Source organism: Streptomyces vietnamensis, assembly GCF_000830005.1.
Classification (GTDB): Bacteria; Actinomycetota; Actinomycetes; order Streptomycetales; family Streptomycetaceae; genus Streptomyces; species Streptomyces vietnamensis.
Genome location: NZ_CP010407.1, coordinates 6,206,228 through 6,221,302 on the forward strand (window position 1 = coordinate 6,206,228; position 15,075 = coordinate 6,221,302).

General features: G+C 74.1%; 14 protein-coding genes. 9 read left to right on the top strand and 5 right to left on the bottom strand.

Going from position 1 to position 15,075, the window contains the following annotated elements; genetic code table 11:
- Position 1 precedes the first annotated feature (1 nt).
- Genes hemA through hemL form a run of 3 tightly spaced genes read left to right on the top strand, consistent with a single transcriptional unit; the run spans position 2 to position 4,679 of the window.
- Positions 2-1,333, top strand: a complete 1,332-nt coding sequence (hemA, locus tag SVTN_RS27935; protein WP_052499327.1) for a glutamyl-tRNA reductase — start codon at positions 2-4, stop codon at positions 1,331-1,333.
- Positions 1,330-3,384 carry an acetate--CoA ligase family protein gene (locus SVTN_RS27940; protein WP_041131585.1) on the top strand — a complete coding sequence of 685 codons (2,055 nt, stop codon included), beginning with the start codon at positions 1,330-1,332 and terminating at the stop codon, positions 3,382-3,384. Before hemA ends, SVTN_RS27940 begins: the two co-directional genes overlap by 4 nt.
- Positions 3,381-4,679, top strand: a complete 1,299-nt coding sequence (gene hemL / locus SVTN_RS27945) for a glutamate-1-semialdehyde 2,1-aminomutase (protein ID WP_041131586.1) — start codon at positions 3,381-3,383, stop codon at positions 4,677-4,679. Before SVTN_RS27940 ends, hemL begins: the two co-directional genes overlap by 4 nt.
- Positions 4,680-4,762: 83 nt before the next feature.
- Here hemL and SVTN_RS27950 read toward each other — a convergent pair whose 3' ends face one another.
- Positions 4,763-5,179 (bottom strand): organic hydroperoxide resistance protein, encoded by a 417-nt coding sequence (locus SVTN_RS27950; RefSeq protein ID WP_041131587.1) that lies wholly within the window; start codon positions 5,177-5,179, stop codon positions 4,763-4,765.
- Between the two features lie 151 nt (positions 5,180-5,330).
- Between SVTN_RS27950 and SVTN_RS27955 the strand changes: the two genes are divergently transcribed.
- On the top strand, positions 5,331-6,434 hold the full coding sequence (locus SVTN_RS27955; RefSeq protein ID WP_041131588.1) for a CaiB/BaiF CoA transferase family protein: 1,104 nt from the start codon (positions 5,331-5,333) through the stop codon (positions 6,432-6,434).
- On the opposite strand, the gene SVTN_RS27960 is transcribed toward SVTN_RS27955, so the two are convergent.
- Genes SVTN_RS27960 through SVTN_RS27970 form a run of 3 tightly spaced genes read right to left on the bottom strand, consistent with a single transcriptional unit; the run spans position 6,419 to position 8,924 of the window.
- Positions 6,419-7,063, bottom strand: coding sequence for a response regulator transcription factor (locus tag SVTN_RS27960; RefSeq protein ID WP_041131589.1), 645 nt, complete (start codon positions 7,061-7,063; stop codon positions 6,419-6,421). The genes SVTN_RS27955 and SVTN_RS27960 overlap by 16 nt on opposite strands.
- Positions 7,054-8,187, bottom strand: coding sequence for a sensor histidine kinase (locus tag SVTN_RS27965; protein WP_052499328.1), 1,134 nt, complete (start codon positions 8,185-8,187; stop codon positions 7,054-7,056). Before SVTN_RS27965 ends, SVTN_RS27960 begins: the two co-directional genes overlap by 10 nt.
- 44 nt (positions 8,188-8,231) lie before the next feature.
- Positions 8,232-8,924, bottom strand: a complete 693-nt coding sequence (locus SVTN_RS27970; protein ID WP_245727961.1) for a DedA family protein — start codon at positions 8,922-8,924, stop codon at positions 8,232-8,234.
- A 189-nt stretch (positions 8,925-9,113) separates the two neighbouring features.
- Here SVTN_RS27970 and miaB point away from each other — a divergent pair, with 189 nt between their 5' ends.
- Together miaB and SVTN_RS27980 are read left to right on the top strand one after the other, a co-directional pair.
- Complete coding sequence (gene miaB / locus SVTN_RS27975) at positions 9,114-10,637, top strand: tRNA (N6-isopentenyl adenosine(37)-C2)-methylthiotransferase MiaB (protein WP_041131591.1); 1,524 nt, start codon at positions 9,114-9,116, stop codon at positions 10,635-10,637.
- 199 nt (positions 10,638-10,836) lie between these two features.
- The gene (locus SVTN_RS27980) at positions 10,837-11,547 is read left to right on the top strand and encodes a class III extradiol dioxygenase subunit B-like domain-containing protein (protein ID WP_041131592.1); all 711 of its coding nucleotides are present in this window, start codon (positions 10,837-10,839) and stop codon (positions 11,545-11,547) included.
- A gap of 88 nt (positions 11,548-11,635) precedes the next feature.
- Here SVTN_RS27980 and SVTN_RS27985 read toward each other — a convergent pair whose 3' ends face one another.
- The gene (locus SVTN_RS27985) at positions 11,636-11,890 is read right to left on the bottom strand and encodes an antitoxin (protein ID WP_041131593.1); all 255 of its coding nucleotides are present in this window, start codon (positions 11,888-11,890) and stop codon (positions 11,636-11,638) included.
- 280 nt (positions 11,891-12,170) lie between these two features.
- Between SVTN_RS27985 and miaA the strand changes: the two genes are divergently transcribed.
- The 3 genes from miaA to dapF all read left to right on the top strand — a co-directional run bounded on the left by miaA (position 12,171) and on the right by dapF (position 14,967).
- Complete coding sequence (miaA, locus tag SVTN_RS27990; protein WP_041131594.1) at positions 12,171-13,109, top strand: tRNA (adenosine(37)-N6)-dimethylallyltransferase MiaA; 939 nt, start codon at positions 12,171-12,173, stop codon at positions 13,107-13,109.
- A 108-nt stretch (positions 13,110-13,217) separates the two neighbouring features.
- The gene (locus SVTN_RS27995; RefSeq protein ID WP_041131595.1) at positions 13,218-13,730 is read left to right on the top strand and encodes a hypothetical protein; all 513 of its coding nucleotides are present in this window, start codon (positions 13,218-13,220) and stop codon (positions 13,728-13,730) included.
- A 349-nt stretch (positions 13,731-14,079) separates the two neighbouring features.
- A complete protein-coding gene (dapF, locus tag SVTN_RS28000; protein ID WP_041131596.1) occupies positions 14,080-14,967 on the top strand; it encodes a diaminopimelate epimerase in 888 nt (295 codons plus the stop codon).
- The last annotated feature ends 108 nt before the right edge of the window (positions 14,968-15,075 follow it).

The following is a 15,075-nucleotide window of genomic DNA, read 5'->3' on the forward strand; positions in this document are numbered from 1 at the left end:
GGTGACCGCCTCCTCCACCATGCTGGTCCTCGGCATCAGCCATGCCAGCGCCCCGCTCGACCTCCTGGAGAGACTCGCCGGCACCGACCGGCCCGCGGAGGAGCTCGTCTCCGACGTGACCTCCGTCGACGGCATCGACGCCGCCGTCGTCGTCTCCACCTGCAACCGCCTGGAGATCTACGCCGAGACCCGCGCCTCCACCTCCGAACTCGACGGCCTCGGCGAGCTGTTCGCCCAGCACACCGGCGTCGACCACGAGGAGATCGCCCCGCACCTCTACAGCCACCACGCCGACGGAGCCGTACGCCACCTCTTCGCCGTGGCCTCCGGACTCGAATCGGTCGTGGTCGGCGAGGACCAGATCCTCGGCCAGGTGAAACTGGGCCTCGAACGGTCCCAGCGGCTCGACCGCACCGGCCGCGTCCTCGCCAAGGCCGTCCAGACCGCCCTGCGCGTCGGCAAGCGGGCCCGCAACGAGACCGGGCTCAACGAGGCCGGCCGCTCCCTCGCCACCGCCGGACTCGGCTTCTTCGAGCGTAAGGTCGGCTCCCTGCACGGCAAGACCGCCCTCGTCATCGGAGCCGGCGCCTTCGCCGGCGTCGTCGTCGCCGCACTGCGCCGCTCCGGCCTCGACCGGGTCCACGTCGCCAACCGCACCCCGGAGAAGGCCCAGCGGCTCGCCGAGACCACCGGGGGAACGGGCTACGACCTTGACGACCTGCCCCGGCTGCTCACCGAGGTCGACGTCGTCGTCGGCGCCACCGCCGCCACCGGCCACCTCGTCACCGCCCGGCACGTCGAGGAGGCGCTCGCCGCCCGGGACGGCCGCGAGCTGTTCCTGCTCGACCTGTCCCTGCCGCACAACATCGCCCCCACGGTGGCAGAACTGCCCGGCGTCACCTTCGTCGACCTGCGCCGGATCGCGGAGGAGGGCCAGGAGGACGAGATCTCCGCCGCCAGCGTCCAGGCCGCCCACGAGCTGATCGACGCCGAGGTCGAGCAGTTCCGCACCGGCCTCCGGCTCGCCGGCGCCAAGCCCGTCCTCACCGCCCTGCGCACCGCCGCCACCGAGGCCGCCGAGGCCGAACTCGACCGGCTCGCCCGCCGCCTCGACGGACTCGACGGCGCGACGCGGCAGGAGATCGACCGCAGCGTCCGCCGCATCGTCGACAAGGCCCTGCACCAGCCCACCGTCCTCGTGCGGGAGCTGGCGGCCGACCCGGACGGCGCCCGGCACATCGCCGCCTTCACCCGCCTCTTCGCCGCGGCGGAATCCCCCCACGACAGCGACACGAACGACCCGAACGAGAAGAAGATCGAGGCCATCGCATGAGTGACATCTCGGCCCTCTGGGAAGCCGAATCCATCGCCGTCATCGGGGCCAGCGAGCGCCCCGGCGCCCTGGGCCGCAAGCCGCTCGACTACCTCCTCCGGTACGGCTACAAGGGCCGCATCCTGCCGGTCAACCCGCGCTCACCGGAGATCCTCGGCGTCCCCGCGTACCCCAGCGTCAAGGACGCCCCCGGCCCCGTCGACCTGGCCCTGATCATGGTCTCCGCCGAGCGGGTCCCCGGCGCCGTCGACGACTGCGTGGCCGCCGGCGTCAAGCTCGCCGTCATCGCCTCCTCCGGCTTCGCCGAGACCGGCGAGGACGGCGCCCGCCTCCAGGCGGAGGTCGTCGCCAAGGCCCGCGCCGGGGGCCTGCGGATCATCGGCCCCAACTGCATCGGGGCCGTCGGCTACGAGAACCGCGTCCTCGCCACCTTCAGCCCGCTCTTCGGCGCCGAGTCCGTGCCCTTCGAGCCCGGCACCCTCGCCTTCGTCAGCCAGAGCGGCGCCCTCGGCTTCGGCGCCGCCAGCCTCGCCCTGGAGCGGGGCCTGCGCCCCGGCTGGGTGGTCTCCACCGGCAACGACGCCGACGTCACCGCCCTCGAAGTCCTCCGCGAACTCGCCACCGTCCCCGAGGTCACCGGCCTCCTCGGCTACCTGGAGGACACCCCGGACATCGGAACCCTGCGCGAACTCGCCGGCTCCGGCAAGCCCGTCGCCCTCCTCAAGTCCGGCCGTACGGAGGCGGGCGGCCGCGCCGCCGCCTCGCACACCGGCGCCCTCGCCACCGACGACCGCGTCCTGGACGCCGCCCTGCGCGGCCTCGGCATCGTCCGCGTCGACGACATCGACGAACTCCTCGACGTGGCCCGGGTCTTCGAGTCCGAGCGGCGACCCGCCGGGAACCGCGTCGCCGTCGTCACCACCTCCGGCGGCTCCGGCATCCTCGCCGCCGACGCCGTCGAGGCCCACGGCCTGGAGCTCAGCGCCCTGGAGCCGCGCAGCAAGGAGGCGCTCGCCGAGATCGTCCCCGCCTTCGGGGCCATCGACAACCCGGTCGACATCACGGCCACCGTCCTCAGCGACCCGTCGCTCTTCGACCGCTCCCTCGACGTCCTGATCGCCGACGAGACCGTCGACATCATCGTCGCCGCCTTCTGCGTGATGGCCGGGCCCGACGTCGAGAAGGCCGTCAACGCCCTCTCCCGCGCCGCCGTGAAGGGCGGCAAGCCGATCCTCGTCGCCCGCACCGGCGCCGACTTCCTCGCCCCGGACGCCCCCCGCGACCTGCGCGAGGCCGGCCTGCCCGAGTACCCGACCCCGGCCCGCGCCCTGCGCGCCGCCGCCGCCCTGTGGGAGGTCAGCCGCCCCCGTACGCTCCCGGAGGCCCCGCGCCCCGGGACCGTGCCGGGACCCGGCGCCGAGGCCACGGAGCCGCAGCTGAAGGCGCTCCTCGCCGAGGCCGGGATCGCCGTGCCGAAGGGCCGGATCGCCGCGAACGCCGAGGACGCGGCGGCGGCCGTCACCGAAGTCGGCGGTACGGCGGTGCTCAAGGCCGTCGTCCCCGGCCTGCTCCACAAGACGGAGGCCGGCGGCGTCGAGATCGGCGTCACCGCCGACACCGCGCCCGAGGCGTTCGGGCGGCTCGCCGCGCTCGGCGGACAGGTGCTCGTCGAGGAACTCGTCGGCGAGGGCGTCGAGTTGATCGTCGGCGTCCACACCACCGACCTGGGCCCCGTACTCACCGCCGGTCTCGGCGGGATCTTCACCGAGGTCCTCGACGACGTCGGCCACCGGCTCCTGCCGCTCGCCCCGGGCGAGGGCGCCGAGCTCCTCGCCGGACTGCGCGGCGCGAAGATACTCGCCGGCACCCGCGGCCGGGCCGCCGTGGACGTCGAGGCCGCCGCCGAACTCCTCCACAAGGTCGGCGAACTGGTCCAGGACTGGCCGGCCGGCTTCGCCCTCGACCTCAACCCGGTGCGGGTCCTCACGAAGGGCGCGGTCGTCCTGGACGCGGCGCTCAGCGTCGAAGCTTCCGAGGAGACGGCCCGATGAGCGGTACGGAGAACAGCAAGGCCCTCTTCGAGCGCGCCCGCAAGGTCACCCCCGGCGGCGTCAACTCACCGGTCCGCGCCTTCGGCGCCGTCGGCGGCACCCCCCGCTTCATCGCCTCCGCCGAGGGCCCGTACCTCACCGACAGCGACGGCAACGAGTACGTCGACCTCATCTGCTCCTGGGGCCCGATGATCCTCGGCCACCGGCACCCGGCCGTCGTCGAGGCCGTCACCAGGGCCCTGGAGCGCGGCACCTCCTTCGGGGCGCCGTCCACCGGAGAGGTCGAACTCGCCGAGGAGATCGTCGACCGGGTCGCCCCGGTCGAGCAGGTCCGCCTGGTTAGCTCCGGCACCGAGGCGACGATGTCCGCGATCCGTCTGGCGCGCGGCTTCACGGGCCGCAGCAAGATCGTGAAGTTCGCCGGCTGCTACCACGGCCACGTGGACGCGCTGCTCGCCTCCGCCGGCTCCGGCCTCGCGACCTTCGCGCTGCCCGACACCCCCGGCGTCACCGGCGCCCAGGCGAGCGACACGATCGTCCTGCCGTACAACGACCTGGCGGCGGTCGAGAAGGTCTTCGCCGAGATCGGCGACGAGATCGCCGCCGTCATCACCGAGGCGGCCCCCGGCAACATGGGCGCCGTCCCCCCGCTGCCCGGCTTCAACGCCGGCCTCAAGGAGGTCACCGCCCGCCACGGCGCGCTGTTCGTCTCCGACGAGGTCATGACCGGCTTCCGGGCCAGCCGCTCCGGCTGGTACGGCCGGGACGGCGTCGCCCCCGACCTGCTGACCTTCGGCAAGGTCATGGGCGGCGGCTTCCCGGCGGCGGCCTTCGGCGGCCGCGCCGACGTCATGGCCCACCTCGCCCCGGCGGGCCCCGTCTACCAGGCGGGCACCCTCTCCGGGAACCCGGTCGCCACCGCCGCCGGCCTCGCCACCCTGCGGCACAGCACCCCCGAGGTGTACGAGCGGCTCGACCAGGTCTCGGCCACGATCGGCGCCGAGGTCTCCGCCGCCCTCACCAAGGAGGGCGTGGCGCACCGGCTGCAGTACTCCGGCACCATGTTCTCGGTCTTCTTCGGCGAGGACGAGGTGGTGGACTTCGACGGGGTCCGCGCCACCGAGTCGTACCGCTACACGCCGTTCTTCCACGAGCTGCTGCGGCAGGGCGTCTATCTGCCGCCCTCGCCCTTCGAGGCCTGGTTCATCTCGGCCTCGCACGACGACCGGGCCGTGAGCCGGGTGGTCGAGGCGCTCCCGGCAGCGGCGGCGGCAGCGGCGTCGGCGAAACGCTGAGGACGGAGCCGTACGAAGGGTTGAGCCCCCGTGGGATCCACGGGGGCTCAACCCTTTCCGTCCGGAGATTCGGCCCCGGAGATTCAGCCGGCGAGATCGATCCGCACCTCGACGTTCCCCCGGATCGCCTTCGAATACGGGCAGCGACCGTGGGCGGCGTCGGCGAGCCGCCGTGCCTCGGCGGCGTCGAGCCCGGGGAGTTCGACGGTGAGGACCACCGACAGGTGGAAGCCGGTGTCCTCCTTGTGCAGCGCCACCTCGGCGGTGACGGTGTCGTCCGTGAGCACGGTCCTGGACTCGCGTGCGGAGACCCGGAGCGCGCTGTGGAAGCAGGCGGCGTAGCCGGCGGCGAAGAGCTGCTCGGGGTTGGTCGCGGTGCCGGAGCCGCCGACGGCCTTGGGGCTCGACAGCGGCAGGTCGAGGAGCCCGTCGGAGGAGCGCACGGCGCCGTTGCGCCCGTCTCCGGTGGAAGCGACCTCGGCGGTGTAGACGACGGCCATGCGTCATTCCTTTCGGCAGGGGAGAAGGGGGAATTCCCCCAGTCTCCGGCGCTGCCGAATTCCCGGCGCTACGGATCTCCGCAGTCCTTTCCGGAGCGCCGCCGAATAGCGTGGAGCGCATCACTCACCCATGAATTCAAGGGAGTTGGCCATGGCGGGACCGCTGACCGGAGTACGCGTACTGGAATTCGCGGGTTCGGCGCCCACCGCGTTCGTCGGCACCGTCCTGTCCGGTCTCGGCGCCGATGTCGTACGCGTCGACCGGGCACCCGCCGCCGCCGGGGACGAGCGGCCCCCGGAGAACCCGCTCTCCCGCGGCCGCCGTTCGGTCGCCCTCGACCTCAAGAGCCCCGAAGGCATCGAGCAGGCGCTCGCCCTCGCCGAGCACGCCGACATCCTCGTCGAGGGCTTCCGCCCCGGCGTCGCCGACCGCCTCGGCATCGGCCCCGAGGCCGCCCACGCCCGCAACCCGCGCCTGGTGTACGGGCGGCTCAGCGGCTGGGGCGGGCAGGGCGAGTGGGCCGGGCAGGGCGAGTGGGCCGGGCGCGCCGCCCACGACCTCGCGGTCCTCGCCCTCACCGGAGCCCTGGACACCGACCCGGCGACCGGGGCGCCGGTGCCGCCCCCGACCGCGTACCTCTCCAGCTTCGCCGGCGGCGCCAACGCCCATGTGCACGGGCTGCTCGCCGCACTCCACGAGCGGGAGCGCTCGGGCAGGGGCCAGGTCGTCGACACCGCCCTCGCGGACGGCGCCGCCCTGATCGCCACCCTGATCCACCAGTGGCGCGCGGTCCCCGGCAACCACACCGTCACCGACGCCCCGCACTACACCTTCTACGCGGCCGCCGACGGCCTGTACCTCGCGGTCGCCGCCATCGAACCCCGGCTCTACCAGAACCTCCTGGAGCAGCTCGGCCTGACGGAGGACGAAGCCCTCCCCGACCGCGCCGACCCGGCCGGCTGGCCCGCGCTGCGCGCCCTGATCGCCGACCGCTTCGCGACCCGGGACCGCGCGCACTGGGTCAAGCTCTTCGACGCCGTGGACGCCGGGGTGGCTCCCGTACTGACCGCGGAGGAAGCCGCGGAGCACCACCAGTTGGCCGCGCGCGGCGCGTTCGTGGAGGTCGGCGACACCGTCCAGCCGGCCCCCGCCTCCCGCTTCGACCGCACCCCGGCCGACGCTCCGGGCCGCGCCCCGCTCCCGGGCGAGCACACGGACGAGGTCCTCACCGAGTGGTCTCAGGCCTCCAGATAACGCAGCACGGCCAGGATCCGGCGGCTGTAGCCGTCGGCCCGGTGGAGCTCCAGCTTGTCGAAGACGGCATTGAGGTACTTCTCGACCGCGCTCAGCGAGAGGTGCAGCTGCCGGGCGATGGCCGCGTTCGTGTAGCCCTGGGCCAGCACCTCCAGGACCTCCCGCTCGCGCGGGGTGAGCCGGGCCAGCGGGTCGGCGTGGGTGCTGCGGACGACGAGCTGGTGCACGACCTGCGGGTCGATCGCCGCCCCGCCCGCGTGGATCCGTTCCAGCGCGTCGAGGAACTCCTCGACCTGCGCCACCCGGTCCTTGAGGAGGTAGCCGACGCGTTCCGCGCCGGCGGCGAGCAGCCGGGCCGCGTAGCTGCGTTCGACGTACTGGGAGAGCACGAGCACCCCCGTCTCCGGCAGCCGCTCGCGGATCTCCACGGCGGCCCGCAGCCCCTCGTCGGTGTGGGTCGGAGGCATCCGGATGTCGGCGACCACGACGTCCGGGCGGCGCGCCTCCACCTCGGCGACGAGGGTCTCCGCATCGCCGAACGCGGCGAGCACCTCGTGCCCCTCCTCGACGAGCAGCCGCACCAGGCCCTCCCGCAGCAGGGTCGAGTCCTCGGCCAGGATCACGCGCACGGCAGCTCCGCGACAAGAGTGGTGGGTCCCCCGAGGGGGCTGTCGACGCGCAGGGTCCCGTCGAGCGCGGCGACCCGGCTGCGCAGCCCGGTGAGCCCGCTGCCGGCCGGGTCCGCGCCGCCCCGGCCGTCGTCCTCGACCCGCACGGAGAGCAGCGGGCCGTCGCGCGTCACGTGCACGGAGACGGCGGAGGCGGCGGAGTGCTTGGCGGCGTTGGTGACGGCCTCCGACACCACGAAGTACGCGGCGGTCTCCACCGGCCGGGGCAGCGGCGCGTCCCCCGCCTCGAACCGCACGCGCAGCGGGATCCCGCAGCGCTGCGCCACCCCGCCGAGCGCCTCTTCGAGCCCCAGGCTGTCGAGGGCCGCGGGATACACCCGCCAGGCCACGTCCCGCAGCTCGGCCAGGACGTCCTGCGCCTCCCGGTGCGCCTGCCACAGCAGCGCGTCCGCCTGCTGCGGGTCGCGCTCGCGGCCCCGGCGCGCCCGGCCGAGCAGCATGGCCAGGGCCACGAGCCGCTGCTGGACGCCGTCGTGCAGGTCGCGCTCGATGCGCCGGCGCTCGGTGTCCACGGCCTGGACCACGGCGGCCCGGCTGAGGGCGAGTTCGTCGATGCGCCGCCGCAGCAGCTCCTGCTCGGAAGGCCCGAAGCACGCGCGCGCGAGGCGGGCGTCGAGCGCGGTCAGCGCGTACAGGCCCTGGACGTCGAGGAAGAGCAGGACACCGCCGAGGAGCAGCTGACCGAGGAGCTCGGTCCAGCCGAGCGAGCCCCGGACCACGCCCCGGACGAGCAGGACGGCCAGGACCTCGCCGAAGACGAGCAGCCCGAGGACGAGCCCGGTCACCAGACCGGCCCCCACGCGGGCGGCGAGGTAGCGGAGCAGCCGCCGGTCGGGGACCTCGTACGCGCCGGGGAACCGGTCGCCGAAGAACAGCGAGCGGCGGCTCCGCTCCAGGGCGGCGAGCCGCCGGGCCCCGGCCATCAGGAGGGGCCGCGCGCGGGGCCACAGCAGAAGGGGTCCGAGGACGAGACCGGGGACCAGGAAGAGAAGGGGGCTGAAGCAGCCGAGCAGCACACCGACGAACCGCCGGCCCGCCGAAGCCTCCCCCTCGCCCCCTCGCATGGTCCCGGAGCCTACTTCGTCCGGTACGGGCGCCCGCCGGCCGCTCACGAGGTACGGCGGTGCTGGGCGCGGCCGCGCCCCCGGAGCCGTACGGCGAGGAACGCGGCCAGGGCCACGAGGACCAGCACCAGGACGGCCTTGGACAGCACGCCCACGTACCCCTCGACGAGGTCCCAGCGGTCCCCGAGCCAGTAACCGGCCATCACGAGGACGCTGTTCCAGACGAGACTGCCGAGCGTCGTGAGGGTGAGGAAGAGGTGCATCGGCATCCGCTCGACCCCGGCGGGGACGGAGATGAGACTGCGGAAGATCGGCACCATCCGGCCCAGGAACACCGCCTTCGTGCCGTGCCGGGCGAACCACCGCTCGGTGCGCTCCAGATCGGAGACCTTCACCAAGGGCAGCCGAGCCCAGAGCGCGTGCATCCGCCGCTGCCCGAACAGCGCCCCGATCCAGTAGAGGGCCACCGCCCCGACCACCGAACCCAGCGTCGTCCAGAACAGCGCCGAGGCGAGGCTGAGCACCCCCTGCCCGGCGGCGAAGCCGGTCAGGGGCAGGATCACCTCGCTGGGCAGCGGCGGGAAGAGGTTCTCGAGCGCGATGGCGAGCCCGGCACCGGGCCCGCCCATCGTCTCGACGAGCCCGGCGGCCCACCCGGCGAACCCGTCGGCGGGTTCCCCGGCCAGGGCGAGGGGCAGGGCCGTGGGCAGGGCGGGACGGGAGGCGAGCGCGATGATCGGCACGGTGGGTCTCCAGGGTGGCGAGCGAGTTCCGGGGCCCTCCGCCCCGGCACCCCTTCACGCTAGAAATCGCACCTCACCGCCGGTACGAGGCTTCCCACCCGCCCTCCCTGCGGAAAACCACAGGGTTGCGGTGGGCTCCGGCGTGGGACGGGGCGTCTCCCCGGACCGCCTACCCTTGGACGCATGACGAGCAGCAGCGACCGGAGCACCGCAGTGAGCGTTGACGGCACCAAGACCTACGAGATCCGCACCTATGGGTGCCAGATGAACGTCCACGACTCCGAGCGGCTCTCCGGTCTGCTGGAAGAGGCGGGTTACGTCCGGGCCCCCAAGGGCGCGGACGGCGACGCCGACGTCGTCGTCTTCAACACCTGCGCCGTCCGCGAGAACGCCGACAACAAGCTGTACGGCAACCTCGGCCGGCTCGCCCCGATGAAGACCGCGCGCCCCGGCATGCAGATCGCCGTCGGCGGCTGTCTCGCCCAGAAGGACCGCGACACCATCGTCAAGAAGGCCCCCTGGGTCGACGTGGTCTTCGGCACGCACAACATCGGCAAGCTGCCGGTCCTCCTGGAGCGCGCCCGCGTCCAGGAGGAGGCGCAGATCGAGATCGCCGAGTCCCTGGAGGCCTTCCCCTCCACGCTGCCGACCCGCCGCGAGTCCGCGTACGCCGCCTGGGTCTCGATCTCCGTCGGCTGCAACAACACCTGCACCTTCTGCATCGTCCCGGCCCTGCGCGGCAAGGAGGAGGACCGCCGGCCCGGCGACATCCTCGCCGAGATCGAGGCCCTGGTCGCCGAGGGCGTCTCCGAGATCACCCTGCTCGGCCAGAACGTCAACGCGTACGGCTCCGACCTGGGCGACCGCGAGGCCTTCAGCAAGCTGCTGCGCGCCTGCGGGCAGATCGAGGGCCTGGAGCGCGTCCGTTTCACCTCCCCGCACCCCCGCGACTTCACGGACGACGTCATCGCGGCCATGGCCGAGACGCCGAACGTCATGCCGCAGCTGCACATGCCGCTCCAGTCCGGCTCGGACACGATCCTCAAGGCGATGCGCCGCTCCTACCGGCAGGAGCGTTTCCTCGGCATCATCGAGAAGGTCCGCGCGGCCATTCCGCACGCGGCCATCTCCACCGACATCATCGTGGGCTTCCCCGGCGAGACCGAGGAGGACTTCGAGCAGACGATGCACACCGTCCGCGAGGCCCGCTTCGCGAACGCCTTCACCTTCCAGTACTCCAAGCGCCCCGGCACCCCGGCCGCGACCATGGAGGGCCAGATCCCGAAGGAGGTCGTGCAGGCGCGCTACGAGCGCCTGGTCGCCCTCCAGGAGGAGATCTCCTGGGAGGAGAACAAGAAGCAGGTCGGCCGGACCCTGGAGGTCATGGTCGCGGAGGGCGAGGGCCGCAAGGACGGCGAGACCCACCGCCTCTCGGGCCGCGCCCCCGACAACCGGCTCGTCCACTTCACCAAGCCGGCCGAGGACGTCCGCCCCGGCGACGTGGTGACGGTCGAGATCACGTACGCCGCCCCGCACCACCTGCTTGCCGAGGGCGAGGTCTCCTCGGTCCGCCGTACGCGCGCGGGCGACGCCTGGGAGAAGCGCACGGCGGCCCCGAAGCCGGCGGGCGTCCTCCTCGGCCTCCCGAAGATCGGCGTCCCGGCCCCGCTCCCGGCGGCGGAAACCCCGGCCTGCGGCAACCACTGACCCACCGCGGGCCCGCACGAGGCGCGGGTGCGGGCGTGGGGCGGGTTCAGACGAGGCGCGGGCCCGGCCCCGGGCCCACACGAGGCGCGGGCGTGGGGCGGGCCCACACAAGGCGCGGGCCCGGCCCCGGGCCCACACAAGGCGCGGGCGCGGAAGCCGCGCCCGCGAGGCAGCGCGCCCGAGCAGTAGGCTGCGGATCATGCTTGTCGCCGCAGCCGTCTGCCCCTGCCCGCCCCTCCTCGTCCCCGAGGTCGCGACCGGCGCCGCCCCCGAGCTGGACCCCGCGCGGGCGGCCTGCACGGACGCCGTCGGGCTGCTCGCCGCCGCCCGCCCCGACCGGTTGTACGTCGTCGGGCCCGCCGACGAGGGCGCGCACGGCGCCTACCCGGCCGGCGCGGCGGGCTCCTTCGCCGGATTCGGCGTCGACCTCTCCGTACGGCTCGGCGAAGGCTGGGCAGAGGGCGGCCGCCCCCTGCCCGCCTCCCTCACCGTCGGCGCCTGGCTCCTGGCACGCGCCGGCTGGGCCGACGCGCCGATCGAGGGCCTGGGCATCGACAACGCGGCCACGCCCGACGACTGCGCCGGCACCGGTCGTGAGCTCGCCGCCTCCGCCGAGCGGGTCGCCCTCCTGGTGATGGGCGACGGCAGCGCCTGCCGGACCGTGAAGGCCCCCGGCTACCTGGACGAGCGGGCCGCCGGCTTCGACGCGGAGGCCGCCCGGGCGCTCGGCACGGCCGACGTGGCCGCGCTGCTCGCCCTGGACGCCGGGCTCGCGGACGAGCTGAAGGCGGCAGGCCGCGCCCCCTGGCAGGTCCTCGCGGGCGCCGCCGAGGGCGCGGGGCTCGACGGCCGGCTGCTCTTCGAGGACGCCCCGTACGGCGTGGGGTACTTCGTGGCGGCCTGGTCCTGACGTCGGGCACGGAAACGGCGGACGGCCGCGGAGCACGCTGCTCCGCGGCCGTCCGCCGTGCGGAGGGACTGTCGGGTGACGCCGGTCGTCAGGCGGCCGGCGGCGTCGTGCCACCGCTCCCGGGCGTGCCGTCGTCCTTGTGACCGATCCGGTCGATGGCTTCCTTCGCCTTGCCCGTACCGGACTGGATCTTGTCGCTGTACTTGCCCTTGGTCTTCTCGTCGACGAACCTGCCGGCCTTGTCCAGGCCGTGGTCGATCTTCTCGCCGTGCTGCTGCGCGAGGTCGGCGACCTTGTCCTTGGCCGGGGCGAGCTTGGCCTTCAGCGAATCCAGGAGACTCATGGAGCACCTTCCCTCCGCGGGCCTCGGGGGCCCGTGTTCCGTGTCCTACCGGTCCGTGTCCTGCCGACGGGCGCCCTCGCCCGCCTCGACCGCGTCCCGCCTCATGCGGTGAAACATTGCAAAAACGCCCATATCCACTCCACAGCGTACTCGGACGGAACGGCCTCCGTGGTGATCGACGGTGATCGACGGCCGGCACCCCGCCCCGGGCGACGGGGCCGCACGGGGCCCGTCGCGCAGTTCGTTCGGGGCAGGGCGGGAGGTTTGCGAGACTGGGACGGTGAGAAGTGCAGCTCCCGCCCCGCGGGTCATCGCCGTCGTCGGCCCCACAGCGGCCGGAAAGTCCGATCTGGGTGTATTCCTGGCCCAGCAGCTCGGCGGCGAGGTCGTCAACGCCGACTCCATGCAGCTGTACCGGGGGATGGACATCGGGACCGCCAAGCTGACGCCGGAGGAGCGCGGCGGCATCCCGCACCACCTCCTCGACATCTGGGACGTGACCGAGGCGGCCAGCGTCGCCGAGTACCAGCGGCTCGCCCGCGCCGAGATCGACCGGCTGCTCGCCGCCGGCCGCACCCCGGTCCTCGTCGGCGGTTCGGGACTGTACGTACGGGGGGCCGTCGACGCCCTGGAGTTCCCCGGCACCGACCCCGCCGTCCGGGCCCGCCTGGAGGCCGAACTCGAGGAGCGCGGCTCCGGCGTCCTGCACGCCCGGCTCGCCGTGGCCGACCCCGAGGCGGCCCGCGCGATCCTGCCCAGCAACGGACGCCGCATCGTCCGCGCCCTCGAGGTGATCGAGATCACCGGCAAGCCCTTCACCGCCAACCTCCCGGGTCCCGACTCCGTCTACGACACCGTCCAGATCGGCGTCGACGTGGCCCGCCCCGAGCTCGACGAGCGGATCGCCACGCGCGTGGACCGGATGTGGGAGGCCGGCCTCGTCGACGAGGTGCGCGCCCTGGAGGCGCGGGGATTGCGTGAGGGGCGCACGGCGGCCCGCGCGCTCGGCTACCAGCAGGTGCTCGCGGCGCTCGCGGGGGAGTGCACCGAGGACGAGGCGCGCGCCGAGACCGTGCGCGCCACGAAGCGCTTCGCGCGCCGCCAGGACTCGTGGTTCCGCCGCGACCCGCGCGTGCACTGGCTCAGTGGAGCCGCCGATCACCGCGGGGAACTCCCGCGGGAGGCGCTGTCGTTGGTCGAACGAGCGGTTACAGCCTGATCACGTGATGGCATCGGGACGCACTGCCCGTCATTTCGGCGGTCATGAGCGTGCCATCATCGAGCATCGATCGACCAAGTGGAGTCCGAGTGGGGAGGGCGCGTGGCGATGGAGGCCGGCCCTCGCGACAGAGAACAGCACGAGGCGGCCCTGGGTGACCCGACGGCGGATCCGTCGGGCGACACACCGGGCCATCCGACGGACGACGCCCCCGTCGGGACCCCGGGACTGACCCCGGACGGTCCCGACGACGCGGTGGGCACCGCCGTCGAGGTCGACGCCGACGAGGTCGAGGTCGAGCTGCGCCCGCAGCGCCGGCTGAGGATCTGGCAGCTCGCCCCGATCGTGGGCCTGGCGGCCGTCGGCTCGCTGATGTTCGCGTTCCCGCTCGCCTTCGGTTCGGGGGACGGCGGCGCCGTCGTCGCCATGCTCGGTCTGCTGATCAGCTCCTGCGCGGCGGGCTGGGGCATGATGGCCGCCCGCAAGGTCGGCTACACCTGGCCGGGACTCCCGCAGCGCGGCTCGGGCGAGCGCCCGGACTGGCGCTTCCTCGCGCTGTACGTGTCGACGATCGCGGCCCTGGTCGCCCTGGCGGTCTGGCGCGTCGCCCGCCTGCGCTGAGCCACCACCCGGGCCCGCCCGTCCGGTGCGCCTCGCGGACCCGCCCGTCCGGTGCGCCTCGCGGACCCGCGCCCGCACGGAGCACGGCCTGGTCCCGCACGGAGGTGGCCGGCGCCCGTACCGGACAGGGCCCTCGCCGGACGGAGCCGGTCGTCCCGTACGAAGCCCGGCCCGGCCGCGTACCGGGCAGGGCCCTCGTCGGGCGGAGCCGGTCGTCCCGTACGAAGCCCGGCCCGGGCCCGTGCGGAGCGGGGCCCGTGTCGGAGGGACCCGGGCGGGCCCGTGCCGGTGGGACCGGCCCGTGGACAGGTCGGGCAGGCTGCCGGGCCCGGCCCGTACAGTTGATCGCGTGACCAGCACGCAGACCTCGCCGACCTCGCCGCTCCCCTTCCTCAAGGGCCACGGCACCGAGAACGACTTCGTGATCGTCCCCGACGCGGAGAACGCCGTCGACCTGCCGCCCGCCGTCGTGGCGCGGCTCTGCGACCGGCGGGCCGGCATCGGGGGCGACGGGCTGCTGCACGTCGTGCGCAGCGCCGCCCACCCCGACGCCCGCCACCTGGCCGACGAGGCCGAGTGGTTCATGGACTACCGCAACGCCGACGGCTCGGTCGCCGAGATGTGCGGGAACGGCGTCCGGGTCTTCGCCCGCTACCTGGAGCACGCGGGGCACGTCACCGCCGGCGAGGTCGCCGTCGCCACCCGCGGCGGCGTCAAGTACGTCCACCTCGACAAGGACGGCTCCGTCACCGTCGCCATGGGCCGCGCCGTGCTCCCGGAGGACGGCGTCACCGTCACCGTCGACGGCCGCAGCTGGCCCGCCCGCAACGTGAACATGGGCAACCCGCACGCGGTCGCCTTCGTCGAGGACCTCGACCACGCCGGGAACCTGTACGACGAGCCGCCGTACGAGCCCGCCGCCGTCTACCCGGACGGGGTGAACATCGAGTTCGTCGCCGACCGCGGCCCCCGCCACGTCGCGATGCGCGTCCACGAGCGCGGCGCCGCCGAGACCCGCTCCTGCGGCACCGGCGCCTGCGCCGTCGCCGTCGCCACCGCCCGCCGGGACGGCGTCGACCCCGCCGAGACCGGCACCCCCGTCACGTACACCGTCGACGTCCTCGGCGGCACCCTGGTCATCACCGAGCACCCCGACGGCCGGATCGACATGACCGGCCCCGCGGTCATCGTCGCCGAGGGCACCGTCGACCCGGCCTGGCTGACGGCCGACGCATGATCGCGCGCGACGGAGCTGACGGCCGACGCATGATCGCGCGCGACGGAATCGAAACTGTCAACGACTGATCTGTCCCTCGAATGGGTGATCCGATTCACGCTGAGCGAG